The organism is Acinetobacter sp. ASP199, assembly GCF_022700675.1.
Taxonomy (GTDB): domain Bacteria; phylum Pseudomonadota; class Gammaproteobacteria; order Pseudomonadales; family Moraxellaceae; genus Acinetobacter.
This window is the reverse complement of sequence record NZ_CP062182.1, coordinates 345508-365788: the sequence shown is the minus strand read 5'-3', so window position 1 is coordinate 365788 and position 20281 is coordinate 345508. Positions and strand designations below refer to the sequence as shown.

The 20281-nt window shown below is 43.8% G+C and carries 19 protein-coding genes and 3 tRNA genes; 14 read left to right on the top strand and 8 right to left on the bottom strand.

Annotated features, from left to right (window positions below):
* Positions 1 to 32: 32 nt before the first annotated feature.
* The 4 genes from IHE35_RS01725 (at position 33) to IHE35_RS01710 (ending at position 2325) form a co-directional block, all read left to right on the top strand.
* Positions 33 to 1874: a long-chain-acyl-CoA synthetase gene (locus tag IHE35_RS01725; protein WP_242788808.1), complete on the top strand. Its 1842-nt coding sequence runs from the start codon at positions 33 to 35 to the stop codon at positions 1872 to 1874.
* 131 nt (positions 1875 to 2005) lie between these two features.
* Positions 2006 to 2081, top strand: a tRNA-Lys gene (locus IHE35_RS01720).
* A 20-nt stretch (positions 2082 to 2101) separates the two neighbouring features.
* Positions 2102 to 2177 (top strand) — tRNA-Lys (locus IHE35_RS01715).
* A 72-nt stretch (positions 2178 to 2249) separates the two neighbouring features.
* Positions 2250 to 2325: transfer RNA gene (locus IHE35_RS01710), tRNA-Lys, on the top strand.
* Between the two features lie 249 nt (positions 2326 to 2574).
* Here the strand turns inward: IHE35_RS01710 and IHE35_RS01705 are convergent.
* Positions 2575 to 3330, bottom strand: coding sequence for a hypothetical protein (locus IHE35_RS01705; protein WP_242788805.1), 756 nt, complete (start codon positions 3328 to 3330; stop codon positions 2575 to 2577).
* 236 nt (positions 3331 to 3566) lie between these two features.
* Here IHE35_RS01705 and IHE35_RS01700 point away from each other — a divergent pair, with 236 nt between their 5' ends.
* From IHE35_RS01700 to IHE35_RS01690, 3 genes are all read left to right on the top strand, one after another.
* A complete protein-coding gene (locus IHE35_RS01700; protein ID WP_242788803.1) occupies positions 3567 to 3836 on the top strand; it encodes a PspC domain-containing protein in 270 nt (89 codons plus the stop codon).
* Positions 3837 to 4023: 187 nt separating this feature from the next.
* On the top strand, positions 4024 to 4791 hold the full coding sequence (locus IHE35_RS01695; RefSeq protein ID WP_242788793.1) for a sulfite exporter TauE/SafE family protein: 768 nt from the start codon (positions 4024 to 4026) through the stop codon (positions 4789 to 4791).
* A gap of 99 nt (positions 4792 to 4890) precedes the next feature.
* A complete protein-coding gene (locus IHE35_RS01690; RefSeq protein ID WP_242788792.1) occupies positions 4891 to 6300 on the top strand; it encodes a DASS family sodium-coupled anion symporter in 1410 nt (469 codons plus the stop codon).
* A gap of 75 nt (positions 6301 to 6375) precedes the next feature.
* Here IHE35_RS01690 and IHE35_RS01685 read toward each other — a convergent pair whose 3' ends face one another.
* Positions 6376 to 7485 carry an HPP family protein gene (locus tag IHE35_RS01685; RefSeq protein ID WP_242788791.1) on the bottom strand — a complete coding sequence of 370 codons (1110 nt, stop codon included), beginning with the start codon at positions 7483 to 7485 and terminating at the stop codon, positions 6376 to 6378.
* Between the two features lie 185 nt (positions 7486 to 7670).
* Between IHE35_RS01685 and IHE35_RS01680 the strand changes: the two genes are divergently transcribed.
* From IHE35_RS01680 to glyS, 3 genes are all read left to right on the top strand, one after another.
* Complete coding sequence (locus IHE35_RS01680) at positions 7671 to 8129, top strand: hypothetical protein (RefSeq protein WP_242788790.1); 459 nt, start codon at positions 7671 to 7673, stop codon at positions 8127 to 8129.
* A gap of 94 nt (positions 8130 to 8223) precedes the next feature.
* Positions 8224 to 9237, top strand: coding sequence for a glycine--tRNA ligase subunit alpha (gene glyQ / locus IHE35_RS01675; RefSeq protein WP_242788788.1), 1014 nt, complete (start codon positions 8224 to 8226; stop codon positions 9235 to 9237).
* Positions 9237 to 11306 (top strand): glycine--tRNA ligase subunit beta, encoded by a 2070-nt coding sequence (glyS, locus tag IHE35_RS01670; protein WP_242788786.1) that lies wholly within the window; start codon positions 9237 to 9239, stop codon positions 11304 to 11306. The genes glyQ and glyS overlap by 1 nt, the downstream gene beginning before the upstream one ends.
* Before the next feature lie 54 nt (positions 11307 to 11360).
* On the opposite strand, the gene IHE35_RS01665 is transcribed toward glyS, so the two are convergent.
* Positions 11361 to 12323 carry an IS30 family transposase gene (locus tag IHE35_RS01665; RefSeq protein ID WP_180182461.1) on the bottom strand — a complete coding sequence of 321 codons (963 nt, stop codon included), beginning with the start codon at positions 12321 to 12323 and terminating at the stop codon, positions 11361 to 11363.
* A 63-nt stretch (positions 12324 to 12386) separates the two neighbouring features.
* Positions 12387 to 13358: a hypothetical protein gene (locus IHE35_RS01660; RefSeq protein ID WP_242788784.1), complete on the bottom strand. Its 972-nt coding sequence runs from the start codon at positions 13356 to 13358 to the stop codon at positions 12387 to 12389.
* Positions 13359 to 13469: 111 nt separating this feature from the next.
* Here IHE35_RS01660 and IHE35_RS01655 point away from each other — a divergent pair, with 111 nt between their 5' ends.
* Together IHE35_RS01655 and IHE35_RS01650 are read left to right on the top strand one after the other, a co-directional pair.
* Positions 13470 to 13859: a hypothetical protein gene (locus IHE35_RS01655; RefSeq protein WP_242788782.1), complete on the top strand. Its 390-nt coding sequence runs from the start codon at positions 13470 to 13472 to the stop codon at positions 13857 to 13859.
* 237 nt (positions 13860 to 14096) lie between these two features.
* Entirely contained in the window at positions 14097 to 14591 is a 495-nt protein-coding gene (locus IHE35_RS01650) for a hypothetical protein (RefSeq protein WP_242789933.1), read from the top strand.
* A gap of 77 nt (positions 14592 to 14668) precedes the next feature.
* Here IHE35_RS01650 and IHE35_RS01645 read toward each other — a convergent pair whose 3' ends face one another.
* From IHE35_RS01645 to IHE35_RS01635, 3 genes are all read right to left on the bottom strand, one after another.
* Positions 14669 to 15622 (bottom strand): 2-hydroxyacid dehydrogenase, encoded by a 954-nt coding sequence (locus IHE35_RS01645; RefSeq protein WP_242788780.1) that lies wholly within the window; start codon positions 15620 to 15622, stop codon positions 14669 to 14671.
* Positions 15623 to 15716: 94 nt separating this feature from the next.
* On the bottom strand, positions 15717 to 15914 hold the full coding sequence (locus IHE35_RS01640; RefSeq protein WP_242788779.1) for a hypothetical protein: 198 nt from the start codon (positions 15912 to 15914) through the stop codon (positions 15717 to 15719).
* Positions 15915 to 16036: 122 nt separating this feature from the next.
* Positions 16037 to 17308 (bottom strand): hypothetical protein, encoded by a 1272-nt coding sequence (locus IHE35_RS01635; protein ID WP_242788778.1) that lies wholly within the window; start codon positions 17306 to 17308, stop codon positions 16037 to 16039.
* A 113-nt stretch (positions 17309 to 17421) separates the two neighbouring features.
* On the opposite strand from IHE35_RS01635, the gene IHE35_RS01630 reads away from it, so the two are divergent.
* Together IHE35_RS01630 and IHE35_RS01625 are read left to right on the top strand one after the other, a co-directional pair.
* Complete coding sequence (locus IHE35_RS01630; RefSeq protein ID WP_242788777.1) at positions 17422 to 18204, top strand: class I SAM-dependent methyltransferase; 783 nt, start codon at positions 17422 to 17424, stop codon at positions 18202 to 18204.
* Positions 18205 to 18226: 22 nt separating this feature from the next.
* Positions 18227 to 18802, top strand: a complete 576-nt coding sequence (locus IHE35_RS01625) for a hypothetical protein (RefSeq protein ID WP_242788776.1) — start codon at positions 18227 to 18229, stop codon at positions 18800 to 18802.
* A gap of 277 nt (positions 18803 to 19079) precedes the next feature.
* Here IHE35_RS01625 and IHE35_RS01620 read toward each other — a convergent pair whose 3' ends face one another.
* Positions 19080 to 20279 (bottom strand): TIGR03862 family flavoprotein, encoded by a 1200-nt coding sequence (locus IHE35_RS01620; protein WP_242788775.1) that lies wholly within the window; start codon positions 20277 to 20279, stop codon positions 19080 to 19082.
* Positions 20280 to 20281 lie beyond the last annotated feature (2 nt).

Below are 20281 nucleotides of genomic sequence, written 5' to 3'. Positions count from 1 at the left end.
CGTATCGGATACGTAAAAGAAATAGGATTACCATGAGCCAAACCACACAACATGATCTGATTGGTATTGCTGATGTCGCAGCCAAAATCCCCGCTTTCCTGAAAAAAGTGCCGAACTTGGTAAATGGACTTAGGCAGGCTTATTTACGTACCCCGAATACCGCTGCAGGTCTGGGTCTCGCCTTTGAAAAAGCGGTACAGTGCAACCCTGAAGGCATTGCCCTGCGTTTTGAAGATCAGAGCTTTAGCTATACAGAACTGAATGGCTGGGCCAACCAGATTGCACATTACTACCTGTCGCTAGGTGCAAAAAAAGGTGATGTCGTTGCCCTGATGGTCGAGAACCGTCCGGAAATGATCGCCAGCGTGATTGGTCTGGCCAAGCTTGGTGTGACCATTGCCCTGCTGAACACCTCACAAGTCGGTAAGGTGCTGGCGCACAGCATTAATCTGGTCAAGCCGATTGCAGTAATTGTGGGTGAAGAATGTCACGCCGCAGTTGCCGAAATCCGTCATGAATTAAATATCGCATCGGACCGTTTCCACTGGTTTGCCGATCAACCTACTCAGCAAAACCCTGGCCAGGCACCTGAAGGTTTTATCAATCTCGCTGAAGTTATTGATACTTTCCCGAAGTTTAATCCATCAACAACACATAGTGTGCAAGGTAAAGATGGTCTATTTTACATCTACACTTCCGGCACAACCGGTTTACCAAAAGCTGTCATTTTTACCAATAGCCGCTGGACCCTTGCCTATGGCACCTATGGTCATGTGCTAAATCTGGGTAAAGAGGATGTGATGTACTGCACCCTGCCCCTGTATCACGCAACGGGTATGGTGGTGTGCTGGTGTGGCGTGATTGCCGGTGCAGGGACATTTGCGATTCGCCGTAAATTCTCAACTTCTTCATTCTGGAAAGATGTACAAAAATTTGATGCTTCTGTGATTGGTTATGTCGGTGAACTGTGTCGTTACCTGATGGATGCACCGCCTTCCGAGCTGGAAAAAGGTCACCGCGTCAAGAAAATGATCGGTAACGGCATGCGTCCGAACATCTGGGATAAATTCAAAAACCGTTTCGGCATTGAAGAAGTACTGGAGCTATATGCATCCAGTGAAGGTAATGTCGGCTTCAGTAATGTGTTTAACTTTGACAATACTGTCGGTTTCTCTCCGACTCCGTATGCCATTGTTGAATTCGATAAAGACAAAAACGAGCCGGTACGTGATGCCAAAGGCCACTGTAAACGCGTCAAAAAAGGCGCAACAGGCCTGTTGATTGGTAAAATTACCCGTCGTTCCCCATTTGATGGCTATACCGATCCGGAAAAGAATAAGTCTGTCATTCTAAAAGATGTGTTCTGCAAAGGTGACGCCTATTTCAATACCGGCGACCTAGTCCGCGACATCGGTTTCCGTCATGCGCAGTTTGTTGACCGTCTCGGTGATACTTTCCGCTGGAAAGGTGAAAATGTATCGACTACTGAAGTGGAAAACATGCTGACCGAGTATGACAAGATTGTGGAAGCAGTGGTGTATGGGGTGGAAATTCCAAATACCAATGGTCGTGCCGGTATGGCAGCCATTACGCTGAAACCGGAAGCTGAGCTGAGCGATACTGACCTGAAAGACATGCTGAGCTGTTTCAAGAAATGCCTGCCTGCTTATGCTGTTCCGGTATTCCTGCGTATACAGCAACAGGTCGAAACCACGGGTACTTTTAAATATCAGAAAAATAAATTGAAAGAGCAATCATTTGACCCAAGCAAAACAGATGAGCGTCTACTGGTTTGCTTACCAGGATCGGATGCTTATTGCGATGTAACGCCAGAGGTTTTTGCCAACATCCAGGCCTATCAATATCGCTTCTAAGTACCGAAGTTGCCTATTTTTTGTGTATATAAATTCAATTTGTTGCATTTATAATCAAACATAGGCAACTTTGTTATTTTTTACTTGCGCTGATTTCATATCTTGCTACAATACGCTCCATCAAATGATATGGGTCGTTAGCTCAGTTGGTAGAGCAGCGGACTTTTAATCCGTTGGTCCCGCGTTCGAGTCGCGGACGACCCACCATTTATTTGACAGCCTAAGATGGGTCGTTAGCTCAGTTGGTAGAGCAGCGGACTTTTAATCCGTTGGTCCCGCGTTCGAGTCGCGGACGACCCACCATCTTATCCTTCGGGATAGCGCAATTACCAAATCTTGCGTCGTAAAAATGATCTTCATCATTTCTACTCCTCAGGGTCGTTAGCTCAGTTGGTAGAGCAGCGGACTTTTAATCCGTTGGTCCCGCGTTCGAGTCGCGGACGACCCACCATTCTTTCTTCCAGTCTGCGAAGAGAATCAAATCTATATATTCCAATCAACTGATCATGGTTTTGATTTGCCTTTTCCGAATTTTCGCTATGCCACTTTTAAAATATGTTTGAATTGTTTTAGGTATATTTGTGCGTGATTAGTCCACTTGGTAGAGCAATAGATTCTTAAGCTATGGATCCTGGTTTTAAGTCCTGCACCCCAATCTGCGGTTTTCTCTTAATCTTGTTATAATTTTTATCTGTATTTTTTATCTGTATTTGGGCTGTTTCAATTCATCCCTAATTTGGTCAGCTTTTTTAAGTCCACCATCGCCTATTTCTGGCGAAGTCAATAATTGATCATTCACATCTTTCACCAGCTCATAGGATATACGTGGCAGCACATAATGCTGATCCATCAGTTCGTGATGATTCTCTTCCTGAGTTTTTGCAATATTCATCACCAGCTTGGTATTATCTTTAACGGTATAATACAGAACCAGGCCTTCCTTACGGTAGATCACCAGCTCCTTACGTGTCGGATTTAATTCCCAACGATCTTTGCGATAGGTTGAATAAGGTGTCGCCATCTTGTTTTGAAAGGTAAATACCTGACCATGCTGCAAGATACTGCGATATACCAGACCATTTGGGGCAAGGGTAAGAATAAACATTGCCTTGCCATTTTTGCAGGGAGAAAAGCCATCGTCACAACTGACTTCCGTGTAATAGCGTCCAACGAAGTCGACCGCATAATCTGGAATAGGCTGCTCATTAAAGCCATCTTCTTCTCTAAAAGTAGCATGACCGGCAATATCAGTCAGCCTCTTGGCTGGCGTATTTTCATCTAGAGCTTGATTGGCAAGGGAAACAGCCACCCCCTCTTTATGGGACAACTGAAGTTCATTATCACTGATCGGCTTACCCGAATGACGCTCACAACCCATCAGCCCGAGTGTACCCAGCAATATCACCCCAAGCCGATACTCCAGTGTCTTGAAAGCTTTAAAAACTTTAAATTTCATTTAATTCAACCAGATGATGAACAGCCAAGCGTTTTTTTATAAAATCAAAGGTAGACGATTATTATTGAATTCAGGAACCTTTGGCTTCATGTTAAAGATTCCGAGAAAAATACTTAATCTAAATTTACATAAATTTACGAATAAACCGCATTTAGACACTTTAAAAAGAATAACTTAGCTCCATATTTTAATAGGAACGTCATTGTTCTTTTATCTCAATGGTTAAGGAGACCTGAATGGCCAATGTTGGTTTATATCGCTCTAACCGCTCGAACATGATTGCAGGTGTGATGGGTGGTATTGCTGAACGTTTTGGTTGGAATGCAAATTTACTGCGTCTGATTTTCGTGGTGATCTCTATCATGAGTGCCGCTTTCCCAGGTATCTTGGTTTATCTTGTACTTTGGCTGGTCATGCCAAAAAAGCAAGCTATGGTTGAACATACCCCATATCAGTCTATGGGCTATCAACGACCAATTCGTGATGTCAATAAAGATCCGTTATAAGCTTCTTTTATAGAGTAGATAGTTAATTCCCTTTACCCCTTTTGCGCTGTGGCATTTCCCCTAATGACCACAGCTTTTTTTTGCCTGCTTTAAGCAATTCAATGAATTGTTAAATTATTTCTCTAGCCTTTGCCAACCGGCTGATTTCCATATAGCTTAGTGAAAAACCCTTTGCAATGGATTCAGGATGACACAACACGAAGGGATCATTCTCGGTCTCTGTCTAATGGCCGCCGTACTGCATGGAATAAGTGGTATTGGCTTCCCGATGATGAGTACTGCTGCACTGTCGAGCCATTATGATCTCGCCCATGCAGTTGCTTTGGTGACGCTTCCTTGCCTAATTTTAAATATGGTCATGCTAGGTGCAGACCCTACCCGCTCCTGGCAACAAAGTCTGCGCTATTACACGCAAAAGTTTTGGCCTTTGGTACTCAGCAGTTTGATTGGTAGCATTTTGGGGGTCAAGTTACTCTTATTTGTAGATCAGGCTTATCTCAAATTACTGATGGGAGTCAGTATGCTGATCTATGTGCTAGATCAGTTTCGTCGCCAACCTTTCAGTCTCGCCAGCAATACCCAAAACATGCTGATCTTTGGTGCGCTTGCAGGTCTCATTGGCGGTGCAACCAATGCGATGGCACCCTTCCTGATGATGTATTTACTTAGTGCCCGACTTGCCAAAGTTGAAATCGTGGTGGTCAGTAACTTATGTTTTGTCGCCAGCAAATGGGTACAACTGGCGATGCTTACACCGGTCATACTCAGCTTCCAGCGCCCTGAATTTAATCTTCTCATTCTCATCACACTCTTTGCCCTTTTTGGCATTTGGCTGGGTAGTCGCCTACGCCATGTCTTAGCTGCGCAGCATTTTAAAGTCGTGGTTTTAATGGTCCTCATGGCATTTGCGCTACACGCGCTTTGGCAAGGTGTTGCACTATTACAACATTCTTAAATCATCTATAGGTAGTATATTTTCTTCATTCACAAAGCGTTAAAGTACAACTATAAAAACTGAACATTCATTAAATTAATTACTTATCGTGGAGTTTTTATGACTGAAAATTTTGCTACGCCCACCAATGCTATGCCCAAGGGGGTTGTCAAAGGCTGGGTGATTATTATCATCGCTGCGCTTCTATCGTTCGGCTTATACAACATTTTACCGTATGACCAAAATGCCAATAAAGGTCTTGCCCTGCTGACCTTTATTGCCATTTTATGGCTGACTGAAGCGATTCACATCACCATTACGGCTTTATTGGTGCCCGTATTAGCCGTCCTTTTAGCCATGCCCATGGCAAAAGGTGATGAACTTGTACCGATTACCACCAAAGTGGCACTTCAAACCTTTGCTGACCCGGTAATCTTTTTATTCTTCGGCGGTTTTGCTTTAGCCGCGGCTTTACATATCCAAAAACTGGATAAAAAAATTGCAATGTGGATTATCTCGATGTCAGGTGGACATTTAGGGATTTCCGTTTTGGCAATTTTTATCGTGACTGCTGCCCTATCCATGTGGATTTCCAACACTGCAACTGCAGCCATGATGCTTCCACTTGCGCTCGGCTTACTCTCACACCTGGATGTAAACAAAGATCGTAAAACTTTCGTGTTTATTCTGTTAGGTATTGCCTACTCAGCAAGTATTGGTGGTCTGGGGACTATTGTCGGCTCTCCACCGAATGCGATTGCAGCCAAAGCGCTTGATTATGACTTTGCAGACTGGATGAAAATTGGTTTACCAATGATGTTCATTATCCTCCCTGCAATGTTGGTGAGTTTATATTTGGTACTGCGCCCGAAATTGAATCACAAAGTGCAATTTGTTACTGAAGATATTCCTTGGACAGGCACACGTATTGCAACCATGCTGTTGTTTATCTGTACCGCGATTGCCTGGATTTTCAGTAAAAAATTGACTGAAATGTTCGGTATCTCTCAACCAGATACATGGGTTGCGATTGTCGCTGCATGTATGGTGGTGATTTTAGGTACGGCAACATGGAAACAGATTTCCGATAATACCGACTGGGGTGTGCTTTACCTATTTGGTGGTGGTTTAACGCTGAGCGCTGTTCTCAAAGATTCTGGTAGCTCATTGGTTCTCGGACAAACCCTTGCTAATGCCTTTGGTGATGCATCACCACTGGTGATTATCTTCGTGGTCGCAACCTTCATTATCTTCTTGACTGAATTTACCAGTAACACCGCTTCTGCTGCTTTACTTGTACCTGTATTTGCTGCTATTGCAGATCAAATGGGTATGCCTAAAGAGATTCTAGTCATTGTGATTGGTATTGGTGCTTCTTGTGCCTTTATGCTTCCTGTAGCAACACCACCAAATGCGATTGTATTTGGTACAGGTCATGTCCAACAATCAGAAATGATGAAAGTCGGATTTGTGCTCAACATCATGTGCGTATTCTTGGTATCACTATTTGTATATTGGTACTTTATCTAAACGCCATTTTCGACATGAAAAAGCACGCCACGGCGTGCTTTTTTATTTTAAAAGATATATCTAAATCAGTCCAAATCAGGCACTCAGTTTGAAGTGATTTAACTCCTGATATAAAGCAGCAATTATGTCAGCGCGACTGATGATACCGACCAACTGACCTTCGTCCAGCACCGGAATATAGTTGAAGGAACGCTCAACAAAATATGGCACCAAGTCCTGAATCGGCTGACCTGGCTGTACAGTCACTACCTTTCGGCTCATGATATGTCCTACTTCTGATTCCCAGCCATTACGAATGTCGGTAGCACGCTCAAACCATTCCACCAGCTGATACATCGCCAAAGTCCCCACCAGTTTTTTCTCAGCATTCACTACTGGCAGGCTCATCAGATTCATCTGTCGAAACTTCGCCAAAGCATGTCGAATATCATCACTTTCCTGCAGGCTAGCCACGTCTTTACTCATGATGTCCTGACACAGAAATGGGCTATCAGCACGTTCACTGGCCTTGCTCTGCGCTTCCAGAATGATTTTTTGCAGGTCATATTCACTGATATCCAGCAACTGGGTCTGTTGATCTAACACCGCCTGGATATCCTGCGGCTGAATCGTGACTTTCTGAGTTGGGGTTGGATCTTTGGAACGGGTGTTAAGCTGCAGCTGCTGCGGATAAGCCTTACCCAGCATCCGGTTAAATACAATCGCTACCACCATTAACAGTACCGAGTTCAGCAATACCGGATAGAATACAAAGGCATAACCCAGTTCATGAATGGCATTTCCGCCCAGTACCGCGGTAATCGCCACCGCCCCGCTCGGTGGATGCAGAGAATCGGTACTCAGCATTAAAATAATAGCGATTGCTACTGCCAGACTGAATGCAAGCGTCAGGCTTGGAAACAGCAAAGTACAGCTCACCCCCACGATCGAGGCAATGGTATTTCCGACCACCATATTCCACGGTTGCGCAAGTGGACTGGCAGGTACGGCGAATAACAATACTGAGGATGCACCCATCGGTGCGATATACCAGGCCTGAAAGTCACCCAGCGCCCACAGACTGATTAAAGATGACAATGCCAGACCAATCAACGCACCTAAACCACACAGGATACGGTCTTTGACAGGGAGAATTTTAAAATCTGGCTTGAGGCTTTGTAGCCATTCTAAGGAACTATGCAACACGGTTGGCCTGAATTATTGTTTTGGGGAGTGCAGGCATTATAAAACCCCAAGCTTTAAAGATGTATTTATTTTATATCTTTTACTCATTGGTTTTTCTGCTTATGCTGAGGGTGCTCTATCTAAAAAATATAATCAGAGCCGCGCTTAACCGGCGTATTTTCTTCTCTCAAACTAGAATAAAAACTATGCACTTTCTGATACAGCCTTTACGACAGACCAAAACCGGAATTGCAGTACAACTGTTGCTGGCCCCTGTGCTCGGCTTAGCCGCACTCTATGGTCCTTTCATGTTCGTGCTACTGATCTTGCACTTGTTATTCCTGGCCATGACTTCGAGCTCACTTCTACTCTCGATGGTGACCTTTATGCTGATCATGTATATTTTCGGGCTGCTGTTTTATCTCTGTCTGATCTATATTCCTTTATGTATCAGCCTGTTCCTATTACACCATCTGCGGCAGTTTCATATTTTCAGTATTGTGGTAGTGGGTATTCTGGGGACACTCATTTTAGCTTATGCCTTAAGTTCCGATGACCTGCTTAGCACCCTGTTCATGATTTCCTGTTTTAGCCTGCCCTCTGTTGGATTTTTTATCTTTCTCAGTCTGTGTGCGCATGAGCAGGCTGTATCGGCAGCCGAATAAAAGCAGCCTAGGCAATTGATGGATAACCTTTGCCACGCCTTCGCAAAATCCTTATAATCAAGCACAATTTTTCTCTAATTTTAAGTGGATGACCATGAGTCGCGCCATATCGCATATTGATACCTTCCAAGGCTTAATTCTTGCCTTACAAAACTACTGGGCGGAGCAAGGCTGCGTCGTTTTACAACCTTACGACATGGAAATGGGTGCAGGGACATTCCACACTGCAACTTTCCTACGCGCATTAGGTCCTGAAACCTGGAACGCTGCATATGTTCAGCCATCACGTCGTCCGAAAGATGGTCGTTATGGTGAAAACCCGAACCGTTTGCAACACTACTACCAATTCCAAGTGGTATTGAAGCCAAACCCAGACAACATCCAACAGTTGTACCTCGACTCGCTTAAAGCGATTGGCATTGACCCACTTGTACACGACATCCGTTTTGTAGAAGACAACTGGGAATCTCCGACACTGGGTGCCTGGGGCTTGGGTTGGGAAGTTTGGTTAAATGGTATGGAAGTGACGCAGTTCACTTACTTCCAGCAAGTCGGTGGTGTTGAGTGCTATCCGGTTACAGGCGAAATTACCTACGGTCTTGAACGTCTTGCCATGTACCTGCAAGGTGTCGATTCTGTTTACGATCTTGTTTGGACCAAAGGTCAGTTCGGCACTGTGACTTATGGTGACGTATTCCATCAAAATGAAGTGGAACAATCGACGTATAACTTTGAATATGCACCGGTTGATAAACTGTTTGAACTGTTTGACTTCTACGAAGCTGAAGCATCTCGTTTAATCGAAGCAAAACTTCCGTTACCTGCATACGAGCAAGTGGTTAAAGCATCACACAGCTTTAACTTACTCGATGCACGTGGCGCGATTTCTGTGACTGAACGTCAGCGTTACATTTTACGTGTACGTACATTGGCACGTTCTATTGCGACCAGCTATGTAGCAGCACGTGCGGAACTTGGTTTCCCAATGGCAGAACCTGCTTTACGTGATGAAGTGTTGGCACAGCTCAAAGCACAAGTTGAAGCAGAAGCAGAAGCAGAAGCAGAAGCAGAAGCAGAAGCAAAAGTTGAATCTAAGGAGAGCAAATAATGTCTAAACATACCGTTTTGTTCGAATTGGGTTGTGAAGAACTTCCACCAAAAAGCCTGAAAAAATTACGTGATGCGCTGCAAGCAGAAACAGTAAAAGGCTTAAAAGATGCAGGTCTTGCGTTTGATTCTATCGAAGCCTATGCAGCACCACGTCGCTTGGCATTAAAAATTGTTAATGTAGATGGCGCACAAGCAGACACGCAAAAGCGTTTTGACGGCCCTGCAAAACAAGCGGCATTTGATGCTGAAGGAAAACCAACTAAAGCTTTGGAAGGCTTTATGCGTGGTCAAGGCATCACGGTTGATCAAGTATCGACTTTCCAAGCAGGTAAAATTGAAAAAGTGTGCTACCTAAAAGACGTGAAAGGTCAAAACCTTAATGTACTTTTACCGCAAATTTTACAAAATGCTTTAGACAACCTACCAATCGCAAAACGCATGCGTTCAGCAGCAAGCCGTACCGAATTCGTACGTCCGGTAAAATGGGTGGTGTTGTTAAAAGACAACGATGTGGTTGATGCAACCATTCAAGATCACAAAGCGGGTAACGTAACATTCGGTCACCGTTTCCATGCACCTGAAGCGATCACTTTAACGCACGCTGACGACTACTTAGCGAAGTTAAAAGCAGCTTACGTTGTGGCTTCTTTTGAAGAGCGTCAGGCGATCATCGACCAACAAGTGAAAGCATTGGCTGATGAAGTAAATGCTATTGCAATCGTGCCTGCGGATCTTCGTGACGAAGTGACTGCATTGGTTGAATGGCCTGTTGCGCTTCGTGCAAGCTTCGAAGAACGCTTCCTTGCGGTTCCTCAAGAAGCACTCATCACTACAATGCAGGACAACCAAAAGTACTTCTGCTTAGTGAATAGCGACAATAAACTTCAACCTTACTTCATTACTGTGTCAAACATTGAGTCGAAAGACCCGACACAAATTATTGAAGGTAACGAGAAAGTTGTTCGTCCACGTTTGTCAGATGCTGAATTCTTCTTCTTACAAGATCAAAAGCAACCGCTTGCATCTCGTAAAGAGAAACTTGCAAACATGGTATTCCAAGCTGAATTGGGTACGCTTTGGGACAAATCGACACGTATTGCGAAATTGGCTGTAGCACTTGCACCGATTACTGGCGCTAAAGCGGAAGATGCTGAAAAAGCTGCCCTTCTTGCAAAATGTGACTTAACATCTGAGCTTGTGGGTGAATTCCCAGAACTTCAAGGGATCGCGGGTACTTACTACGCACGTCTTGAAGGTGAAAATGCTGAAGTGGCTGAGTCTTTAGGTGAGCAATACTTGCCTAAATTTGCAGGTGACGTTTTACCGAAAACTAAGACAGGTACTACGATTGCCCTTGCGGATCGTTTAGACACGCTCACAGGTATTTTCGGTATCGGTCAAGCGCCTACAGGTTCTAAAGACCCGTTTGCACTGCGTCGTTCTGCAATTGGTATTTTGCGTCTTGTGACTGAAAACGAGCTTGATGTTTCAATTGAAGATTTGATCAAACTTGCACTTGCTGCCTATGGCGATGTATTGAAAGATCACGATAAGACTTTAGCTGATGCGGTTGCATTCCTTGAAGGTCGTTACCGTGCGAAATACGAAGACCAAGGCGTGGCTGTTGATGTGATTCAAGCCGTTCAAGCATTGTCTCCAAAATCTCCGCTTGATTTTGACAAGCGTGTAAATGCGGTAAATCACTTCCGCACATTGCCTGAAGCGGCTGCGCTTGCTGCTGCCAACAAGCGTGTTGCGAATATCTTAGCAAAAGAAACTGCGCCTGAAGGTGCTGTGGTTGAAGCTAACCTGGTTGAAGATGCTGAAAAAGCATTGTTCGCTGAACTTGCGAAAATTGCGCCTCAAGTTGAGCCGTTATTTGCTGCGAAAGACTACACTGCTGCGTTGTCTGCACTTGCTGCACTTCGTGCGCCAGTCGATGCATTCTTTGATGGTGTCATGGTCATGGCGGATGATGCTGATCTGAAAGCAAACCGTTTACGTATGCTTGCTCAACTTCGTGACTTGTTTACGAAAGTGGCTGATATTTCGGTGTTGCAGCATTAAGTTCTGATTGATTCAAAAAACCCGCTTTAGAGCGGGTTTTTTATTTCGGCGGATTCAAGCAGCAAGTGCAACAGTATAAAAACCAGCCATAACTTCACTAGGCGTATACCAGCCTAGTGTTTTTCTAGGGCGATGATTGAGAGCAAATTCTATCTGCTCTATTTGTTCATTTGACACTTCATCAAACGAAGATGATTTTGGCAGATATTGCCTGATCAGACCATTGGTATTTTCATTTCTGGCTCGTTGAATCGACTTGTATGGATCTGCAAAGTACGTCTCTATCCCTGCTTCCGTTATCCGCCGGTGCTCGGAGAACTCCTTACCATTATCAAAGGTTACACTGTAGGCATGACTGCTGCGCAAACATGCTAAAGCACACGAAATCGTTTTAGTTGTGGTTCTAGTTTGTCCCAAATGAACGATATGTACATACAAGCTTTTGCGCTCAACCAGAGTTAATAATGCCCCCTTGTGATTCTTGCCTATCACGGTATCACCTTCAAAATCACCTAGGCGTTGACGTTTCTCGACGACCTCATCGCGACAGTGAATACTTGTTCTATCAACGAGTTGGCCTCTACGGTCTGTATTTTTATAACCTCGTTTACGATATTTCTTTTGATGCCTTAAATGAAGGTGGAGCTTACCACCTTTAGATTTATCTAGATAAACATACTGATAAATCCATTCATGTGAAGGCACATCAAGCCAACCTCGTTGTGTTAAAGCACCTGAAATTTGCTCAGGAGACCAATCTAAGCCAATCAGATAACGAATATAAACGAGAGCAAAATCTGTCATTTGTGAAGAGGATCGATATCGTCTTTGACTTGAAAATTTCTCTGCCTGTTGAGCTCGATATCCACGTTTTCCAGTATTTCTTTTGATCTCACGATAAAGGGTTGATCGAGAACGTCCAAGCTCCCTGGCAAGGGTAGAGATTGAAGATTTGCTTTTCAAAGCAGCATAAATTTCGTATCTTTCATCTTGAGAAAGTTGGGTGTATTGCTTCATTGGGTGCTTTCCAATTGCGAGTTGAAAAAAGTCTAATGATTTTAATACACCTAACTTTTTCAACTAACTACAAATATGTCGCACTTGGTATTTGAATCTGCGTTCATACTTTTCATCAATTTCTAACATTAATTTTTTGAAATAATCATTTTTTTCATCAAGATAAAAGTTGCATATACGTGCAGTACGCTCATCATTATCTAACATTGATTTTCTCATTAATTCAATTCCGACCAGATAATCTTCAATTTCATTAAACCAGTCTTCACTCTGAAATAATCTATTTTCTAAAGAGTGTTTCAACTCTAAATATTGCTTTTGGATATGATCTAAAGCTGTATAAGCAAATGACTTATTTTGTTCACTATAAATGCTATGGATTTTTTCGAACCAATAAGAAATTGGCAGTAGGTCAACTAATTTCTCATTTTCAAATTTCTTTTTTACTTCATTTTCCATATTAATTATTCCTTTAATTAATCGTCTCAATAGAACAATTACTTCATCTAGTTGCTTCTTGAGTAATTCATGAATAGAAATTTTTTCATAAACAGTATCTTCTGCCTTTTTTGAATACCTCAGCAAGTCAAATCCCAATTTATTAATAGTGATACGAGAAATAAAATTGTTAAATTCATTCCTATCTTTCTCGCTTCTTCCTCCTTGATTGTTTAGAACTGTATGACCAATCGAAGCATTCCTAATCTTACGGATCTTTTTCAGCTCACTCGTGGTTTCCCACTGCACTTCGAATACTTCATATAAATGCTTCAAGCTATCTTGTTGAAGAATGAAACATTGCAAAATTCCATAGCAATAAATATATTTCAGCCCTGTTTCTTTAGGAAAGTCCGTTTGTAAATAATCCTTAAAGGCTATAAAAGTATCTCCTAATACATCTAAAGCACTACATAACATCCACCACTTATGCTTATCATTTAATAATTGGTAATGAAGAACTCCATGGTTAATATGATCACGTAGCTGATCTTCTAAATTTTCTATTTGATCCAACGAGTCTAGTAGGTGATCCATATTTATATCTATAAGGGTATAGTATTGTTTAAAAATTAGTTTTTAGATCATAGGCAATTTCATCTGAATTGCCTATACTCAACCTAACAACACTCAACAAGAAAGAATCATATGAAATTTAAAGCTCTTATTTTGACTGGTCTTGCGGGTATTGCTCTTTCAGCGTGTACATCTCAACCGACTATTCCACAACTTCAACTGGGCGTATTACAGGAAGTACAGAATCTTGAGGTTTATCCTGAAACCAAAAACAATAAAGCCAAACTGACCAAGTTCAATGACAAATGCGTGATTGAATTTATCGGCAACCTAGAGAACAGCCGTGTCGTAGAACAATGGTCATTCAAGGGTTTAACCCTGATTGATGCCGGTTCAGCAACTTTCCAGCGCGACAATACCAGTACTGCACAGAAATTTGACTTGTACAGTGAAACCGCGCAAAAGAACTTCTTGGCACTACGCAACCACTTTGCCAAAGAAGCCATCGAACAGTGTGACTAAGCATCTCGCCCTGTATTTACCTCAAATATGGGGCAGCTTCTCTTGTAAATCATCTTCCTATCAAATTCATTCTTTACTTATTCTTGAAATCAGCCAGCTTTTCATCTTTCTTAGATCAGTTAAGTGAATTGCACAGAATATCCATTGTTTTTACATTACCTTCCATTACACTGAAAAACACAATCAAAGACCGTTATCTCACTCTGCGAGGTCGCTCCCCTTATGACTATGAAAAAAATGACGATGAAAAAAACCAAGATCTTTAGCAGCGCATTATTGCTGTGTGCACCTATTTTGACTCAAACCGTGCAAGCCAGTGAAACCCAGCAGCAACATGCAAAACCGATTGCACCGTATGGTGATAATCCAAACCTGCTGCATGTATTTGCCTATAAAACCCAGCAAGGCGTAATCAATACTGCTGAGAAAGTTGGAGCAGCAACAGAAAAAGGTATCGCGAAAGTAAAACCGAAAGTTGATCAGGTCTGGGGCAATACCAAATCCACCACAGCAACGACCATTGAAAAAGTAGACCAAGGCGCAACGCAAGTGGCTCAGCAAACAGGTCAGAAAATTCAGCAGACCAAAGATGTCTGGCTGGGCAATCCGCAACAGCAAGTCCCGATTGAGCAGCAGCCTTTGAGTCAGTCTTCAACGGCAACGCAAAGCACTACACCGCAGCCACAATCCAGCTCAGGCGGTGCAACCAGTTATGCAGTGGATGATCTCTAAAAATAGCATATTTAAAAAAAGCCCTTAATGGGCTTTTTTAATCTGAAGAGAATAATGTCTGGATTGACGAAATAAGATCAGTTCACCTGACGAATCGGCTGGCCTGCCTGAAAGGCTTTAGCATTTTCCACCATCTGATCCACGATGCGCTGGCGGGCATCGACACTACCCCAGGCATTGTGCGGTGTGACAATCAGATTTGGGATGCTTGGGTCGAGCAGTACATTACCTTCTTTCGGTGGTTCTACCGTAAGTACATCGGTGGCAGCGCCAGCAATCTTGCCTTCACGTAATGCCTGTGCCAGCGCCGCTTCATTCACAATGCCGCCACGTGCACAGTTAATCAGAAAAGCGCTTGGTTTCATCGCATCCAGCTCGGCATGGCTGATCAAGTCACGGGTTTCTTCAGTCAAAGGACAGTGCAAACTGAGGAAATCGACCTGAGACAATAGCTCGGCGAATGGTACACGTGAGGCATCACCCGGACGATTTGGCAATGATCCAATCATCACCTTCATGTCAAAAGCTTCTGCCAGTTTAGCCACAGCCTTACCCAGTTCTCCATAACCTACAATGCCGAGGGTTTTACCAGACAATTCTACAATCGGGGAATCTAGCAGACAAAATTGGGAAGCTTTTTGCCATTCGCCTTGTTGTAATTTTTGCTGATAAGACAGAAAAGACGTTGCCAGATTGAGCATTAACATAAGGGTATGTTGAGCAACGGCGGAAGTACCATAAGCCTGACAGTTACACACCACAATATTGCGCGCTTTGGCTGCGGCCAGATCGACATTATTGGTGCCTGTGGCAGAGATTAAAATTAGCTTCAGTTGAGGACATTGCTGAATGGTTTCAGCATTCACCATGACTTTATTGGTGATGATGACATCAACATCCTGGACACGTGCCAAAAGCTCAGCCGTAGAAGTTGCAGGATAAAGTGTTAACTCGTCAAATACGGCATGCAGTGCCTGAAAGTCGAGATCCTGTTGATCCAGAGAAGCATAATCCAAATATACGGCTTTCACGGCCTACCCTCAATCTTGTTAGACAATTCATCCTGTCATTTAAAACAAGTCATTCAGGGTTTTCAACCGTTTTTTAGACTTTATCCTGCCTGGCTTAATCGAGTGGTTTATCCAGATGATTACGTACAGAATGACGAATTTTATAAACGATATAAACTGTCAGGATCATCAAAAATACAATGGTTGCACTCAGGAAAATAATCGTCGGGTGTACGCTGTCTTTGGCGAATGCCACGTTGGGCAGGCCCAAAGTCAGCATTAAAAATATGGTGGCGAACTGTGTAGATTGCATAAGATGTACCCCCTTCTTACGAAAACAATCGCGTGCGGCAATGAAAAGATCCATACCGCATAACTACATCTTATGCCAGCCACACAATAAGTCAAGTCATTGTTTTTTATTGTTATTTCAAGTTAATTTGCTTCACTGCGTGTCACAAAGTGCGTATTTTTGTCACTGTCATCTACAAAAGCTGCGGCACCGTATTCATCAGTTTTGAGACTTAGTTCCTTATAACTGAGCATATAGAAATCGGTATAACGTTTCATCAGAATTGGGTGCATTCCGACCGAAAGTGGCTCCTGCTCTTTGACCAGTTTCATTATATGACGGTCATTCATCACCACCAGATAACGTTCATCATTCAGGTTGATGGTCAGCAAGCCATTGCCGCGCGCATAAATCGGAATCAGGAATTTATGGTTGAGCGCAATTGCCTGATCGGCATAGCTTTCAATCTTGTTGCTGATGACATTAAACACCAGACCATGGCCATACACATCCAGCAGAATCTGACGGTTTTCCTGAGGCAGATTGACCTGAATCCCGAGTTTCATCAGATCATGCTGATCGACCTGTTTGTTGCTCAATAATTCACGCAGAATGGTCTGCTTCTGATTGGCATCAAAGAACTGTGAATCCAGCTGCAGGTCATTATTTTTCAGGATACGACCCAGTGCCATACGATGTCGTGGCAACAGGTTTTCAATCACCTTACGGTAATAAAATTTGCTGTTCTTTTTGACCCGGCGCATCTTCTGATAAAAATAGCTGGCATCAAATTCATGTCGCAGGAAGTCATTGACCAGTTCCGAGCTTGCCAATACAGCAATGGCATCGTGATTGGTAAAGGCCAGATGCAGCACATGGTGCACTGGCAGCACGTCTCTGAGCTTGTGATAATGCGCACGATCCTGGGCATAGTGTGGATCATAAATAATAATGTATTCACGATCTTCACTGACATCTACCGGGGTAATGCGCATTTCGCCATTCAGTTCTGGCTGATAGAACATGTTATAGCGGGCATCTTTAACATCTTCCGGATCAATCGAGTATTGCGGCACCATCGCCACGGCGCGCTGCACGTCCAGAGCATTAGAATATTTAATGGCCGCATAACCGCCCATTGAACCGCCATAGGCAATACGCTGTTCAAATGGCGCAATCAGTTCAGCAATCGCATCCAGCATGGCTTGCATAGACGCTTGTGGAAACCAGGATTTATCTTTGGGCATAATCCCAAGCACATTGAATTCAAACTTTTGCAGCGACTTCTCTGCATTGATGGTGGTTCCCTTGGCACGGGTAATCAGATCCCCGAAGGAGAAGATCAGTTCTGAAGATGATCCCGGCATAAAGATCGCGCGAATGTGCTCATCTTCAAAGACGATTTGTTTTTCCATAACTTTCCCATGCCTGTAAAACGTACGCTTCCATTACAAATTCAATGGCGCAAAACGATGCAAAAATGAATATGCTATTTTATAGCGAAGACCAAGATTAAAAAGCGCAAAATATGACACAATCATTGCATCCTGCTGCAAAACAGGGGTTTAGCAGCGCTGCTGAGCGCTATCAGCAGGTGCGCCCAAGTTATCCTGAAGCATTAGTGCCCTGGTTGCAACAGCAGCTTGGCTTAACTACGGATGCCCAACTACTTGATTTAGGGAGCGGTACTGGCAAATTTCTGCCCCAGCTGAAATTCATCAGTTCACATATTCTGGCAGTTGATCCTGTCGCGGAGATGTTAACGCAACTCAAGCGGGTTCATCCAGATATTCCGACCTTGCAGGCGATGAGTGACGCCCTGCCACTGGAGAATGCCTCGATCCATGCCGTGTTTTGCGCACAATCTTTTCACTGGTTTGCCAATCTGGATAGTTTGAAAGAAATCCATCGGATACTGAAAGATCGGGGCTATCTGGTACTGATCTGGAACCAGCGTGATGTTAATGTCGGCTGGGTCAAAGCTCTGGCAGATTTTATTCTGCCGATGGAAGGTGATACACCCCGTTATCATAGCGGTCAGTGGCATGATGTATTTCAGGATCAGCAGCTGTTTCGCCCCGTAGCAGAAACAACCTTGCAGCAGATCCATTCAGGCACTGTGGAACAGGTGGTTTCCAAACGTCTGCTCTCGACCAGTTTTATTGCCGCCCAGCCTGACGATGTACAACAGCAACTGAAATCTCAGTTTGAACAAATCGTTCTAGCGCATACTGGCAAGCAGCCTGATGAACAGATTGACTTCCCTTATGTCACCCATGTTTATATCTTTCAAAAAATTCCAACGCCTTAATAAAACTTTATAGGACAGAACAATGCTAAATATCCAAAACCTCAGCCGAATCACCTTGCTTAGCTCTACCCTGTTTCTGCTGGCGTGTAATCAGAAAGATGCACCGAAGCCGGAAGCAACTCAGCAAAATGAAGCAGCTGAAGAAATGATGAATGAACTGAAAACACAGCCAGTGAAGGATTTTCCAAAAACGGCTGATGATCAACAGGATATTGCCGTACTGGATGACTTTGAGCAGCGCTTGCAATCCTTAAATGATGATATAGAAGCCGAAACTGAACGCATGCGTAACGAAGGCAACCTGACGGAAGAATTTATGCAGCAACGCCAGCGCGACCATGTGCAATCGGCACTGGCTTTATTAAAAAGTCTGGAACTAAAAACTGAACAGGGCCGCTATATTCAGGGGCTGATTTATCAATACTGGGAACAGCAGCAAAAACTGCTGGACCAGACTTCTTCAGACCAAACCATCCAGCATGATGCCAAGGAAAATGTAAAAGGTCTGGGACAGTATCTACATGCCCAGGAACAACTGGAACACTGGCGTTCACAATACTCAGAAACAACTGCTGCAAATAAAGCAGAGACAAAATAAAATTAAGGAAGCAAAAGCTTCCTTAATTTTATAGAGGGATAATTAAGCTTCAATTGTTGGTACAGACTAGAAGCATCAAATTTCTTTGCTAAATCATTATTTAACGAGTAAAAAATTATCCTGGATCCCCTCTCCTAAAAGGAGAGGCTTTCTACAAAAAATGCCCTCATCCTGATGCGGAGAATGCTCCTCATCCCTGAGGGAGAAGAAGCTTTCAATACGCATTTAAATATGATGAATAGATCATCATTTTTTGATTTATGAAAGAGATCTAGTATTAATCTTGGGTTAAATAATGCTGCACACCTTCACCCGCCGCACGACCTGTTGCCATACAGGCAGTGAGTAAATAACCACCGGTGGGTGCATCCCAGTCCAGCATCTCCCCGCACAGGAAAACCTGAGGATTAGATTTAAGTTGCAAATGTCCAGTCAGAACGTCACATTTCACGCCACCGGCACAGCTAATCGCTTCCTCAATTGGACGGAAGCCAGTTAGGGGAATCATCAACTGTTTGATTTGCTGTGCCAGACGTTCAGCATCCTGCCAGATCTCTTTCGCCACCAGCTCACGTACCAGTGCAGCTTTGGCGCCTTCCAGTCCTGCCTTACGCCAGACATTGCTTAGAGATTGTTTCTTGCTTAGCTGTAATTTCTTCGCCAGTTGCACTGTGCTTTGATCGGGGAATAGATCCAGATATAGCTGCATTGGCTGACCGCATTTGACCTGCTCACGTAAGCCTCGCCCCTGTTTATAGATCAGACCGCTTTCCAGACCATAATAGCTGATAACGATATCGCCCATCGTCTTATCACTGCCTTCCACCCAGGCCTCGACCCGTTTGAGTGGCTGACCAAAAACGGGCTGCATAAACTTGGACCATGGATATTCTACCCCGGCATTGCTGGCCTGAAAAGGTTCAATTTCTTCTGTCTGTAGCCAGGCCTGCCATTTTCCATCACTACCGAGTTTAGACCAGGATACCGCGCCACAGGCAAGGATAATCGCATTAAAGAGTTCTGTTCGTGGCTCATCAGTTTTCAAATCTAACAGTTCCAATTGATTCTGTTTTAACTGGGTCACCTGATGGCGGTAATGAAACTGTACACCTTGCTCGGCCAGACGTTTTAACCAGGCACGTAATAGCGGAGCTGCTTTCATTTCGGTTGGAAACACCCGCCCAGAAGAACCGATATAAGGTTCAATACCCAAGCCTTGCATCCACTCCTGGATCCAGATGGCATCCCAGCGTTTTACCCACGGTGCCAGCCATTCAGCCTGATCATAACGCTGGACAAACTGTTCCACTGGCTCAGCATGCGAGATATTCAGGCCAGTCTTACCTGCCATCAGGAATTTGCGTGCAGCAGACGGTTTCTGCTCATAGACATGCACTTCATAATCCTGCTGACTCAGTACTTCAGCTGCCATCAGCCCTGCCGGACCTGCTCCGACAATCGCTATGCGTTTGCTCATGG

Excerpts from the sequence above, each read along its gene's own strand:
- IHE35_RS01725 (WP_242788808.1), top strand. The coding sequence starts at position 33 with ATGAGCCAAACCACACAACATGATCTGATTGGTATTGCTGATGTCGCA.
- IHE35_RS01705 (WP_242788805.1), bottom strand. The coding sequence starts at position 3,330 with ATGAAATTTAAAGTTTTTAAAGCTTTCAAGACACTGGAGTATCGGCTT.
- IHE35_RS01700 (WP_242788803.1), top strand. The coding sequence starts at position 3,567 with ATGGCCAATGTTGGTTTATATCGCTCTAACCGCTCGAACATGATTGCA.
- IHE35_RS01695 (WP_242788793.1), top strand. The coding sequence starts at position 4,024 with ATGACACAACACGAAGGGATCATTCTCGGTCTCTGTCTAATGGCCGCC.
- IHE35_RS01690 (WP_242788792.1), top strand. The coding sequence starts at position 4,891 with ATGACTGAAAATTTTGCTACGCCCACCAATGCTATGCCCAAGGGGGTT.
- IHE35_RS01680 (WP_242788790.1), top strand. The coding sequence starts at position 7,671 with ATGCACTTTCTGATACAGCCTTTACGACAGACCAAAACCGGAATTGCA.
- glyQ (WP_242788788.1), top strand. The coding sequence starts at position 8,224 with ATGAGTCGCGCCATATCGCATATTGATACCTTCCAAGGCTTAATTCTT.
- glyS (WP_242788786.1), top strand. The coding sequence starts at position 9,237 with ATGTCTAAACATACCGTTTTGTTCGAATTGGGTTGTGAAGAACTTCCA.
- IHE35_RS01665 (WP_180182461.1), bottom strand. The coding sequence starts at position 12,323 with ATGAAGCAATACACCCAACTTTCTCAAGATGAAAGATACGAAATTTAT.
- IHE35_RS01660 (WP_242788784.1), bottom strand. The coding sequence starts at position 13,358 with ATGGATCACCTACTAGACTCGTTGGATCAAATAGAAAATTTAGAAGAT.
- IHE35_RS01655 (WP_242788782.1), top strand. The coding sequence starts at position 13,470 with ATGAAATTTAAAGCTCTTATTTTGACTGGTCTTGCGGGTATTGCTCTT.
- IHE35_RS01650 (WP_242789933.1), top strand. The coding sequence starts at position 14,097 with ATGACGATGAAAAAAACCAAGATCTTTAGCAGCGCATTATTGCTGTGT.
- IHE35_RS01640 (WP_242788779.1), bottom strand. The coding sequence starts at position 15,914 with ATGCAATCTACACAGTTCGCCACCATATTTTTAATGCTGACTTTGGGC.
- IHE35_RS01635 (WP_242788778.1), bottom strand. The coding sequence starts at position 17,308 with ATGGAAAAACAAATCGTCTTTGAAGATGAGCACATTCGCGCGATCTTT.
- IHE35_RS01630 (WP_242788777.1), top strand. The coding sequence starts at position 17,422 with ATGACACAATCATTGCATCCTGCTGCAAAACAGGGGTTTAGCAGCGCT.
- IHE35_RS01625 (WP_242788776.1), top strand. The coding sequence starts at position 18,227 with ATGCTAAATATCCAAAACCTCAGCCGAATCACCTTGCTTAGCTCTACC.
- IHE35_RS01620 (WP_242788775.1), bottom strand. The coding sequence starts at position 20,279 with ATGAGCAAACGCATAGCGATTGTCGGAGCAGGTCCGGCAGGGCTGATG.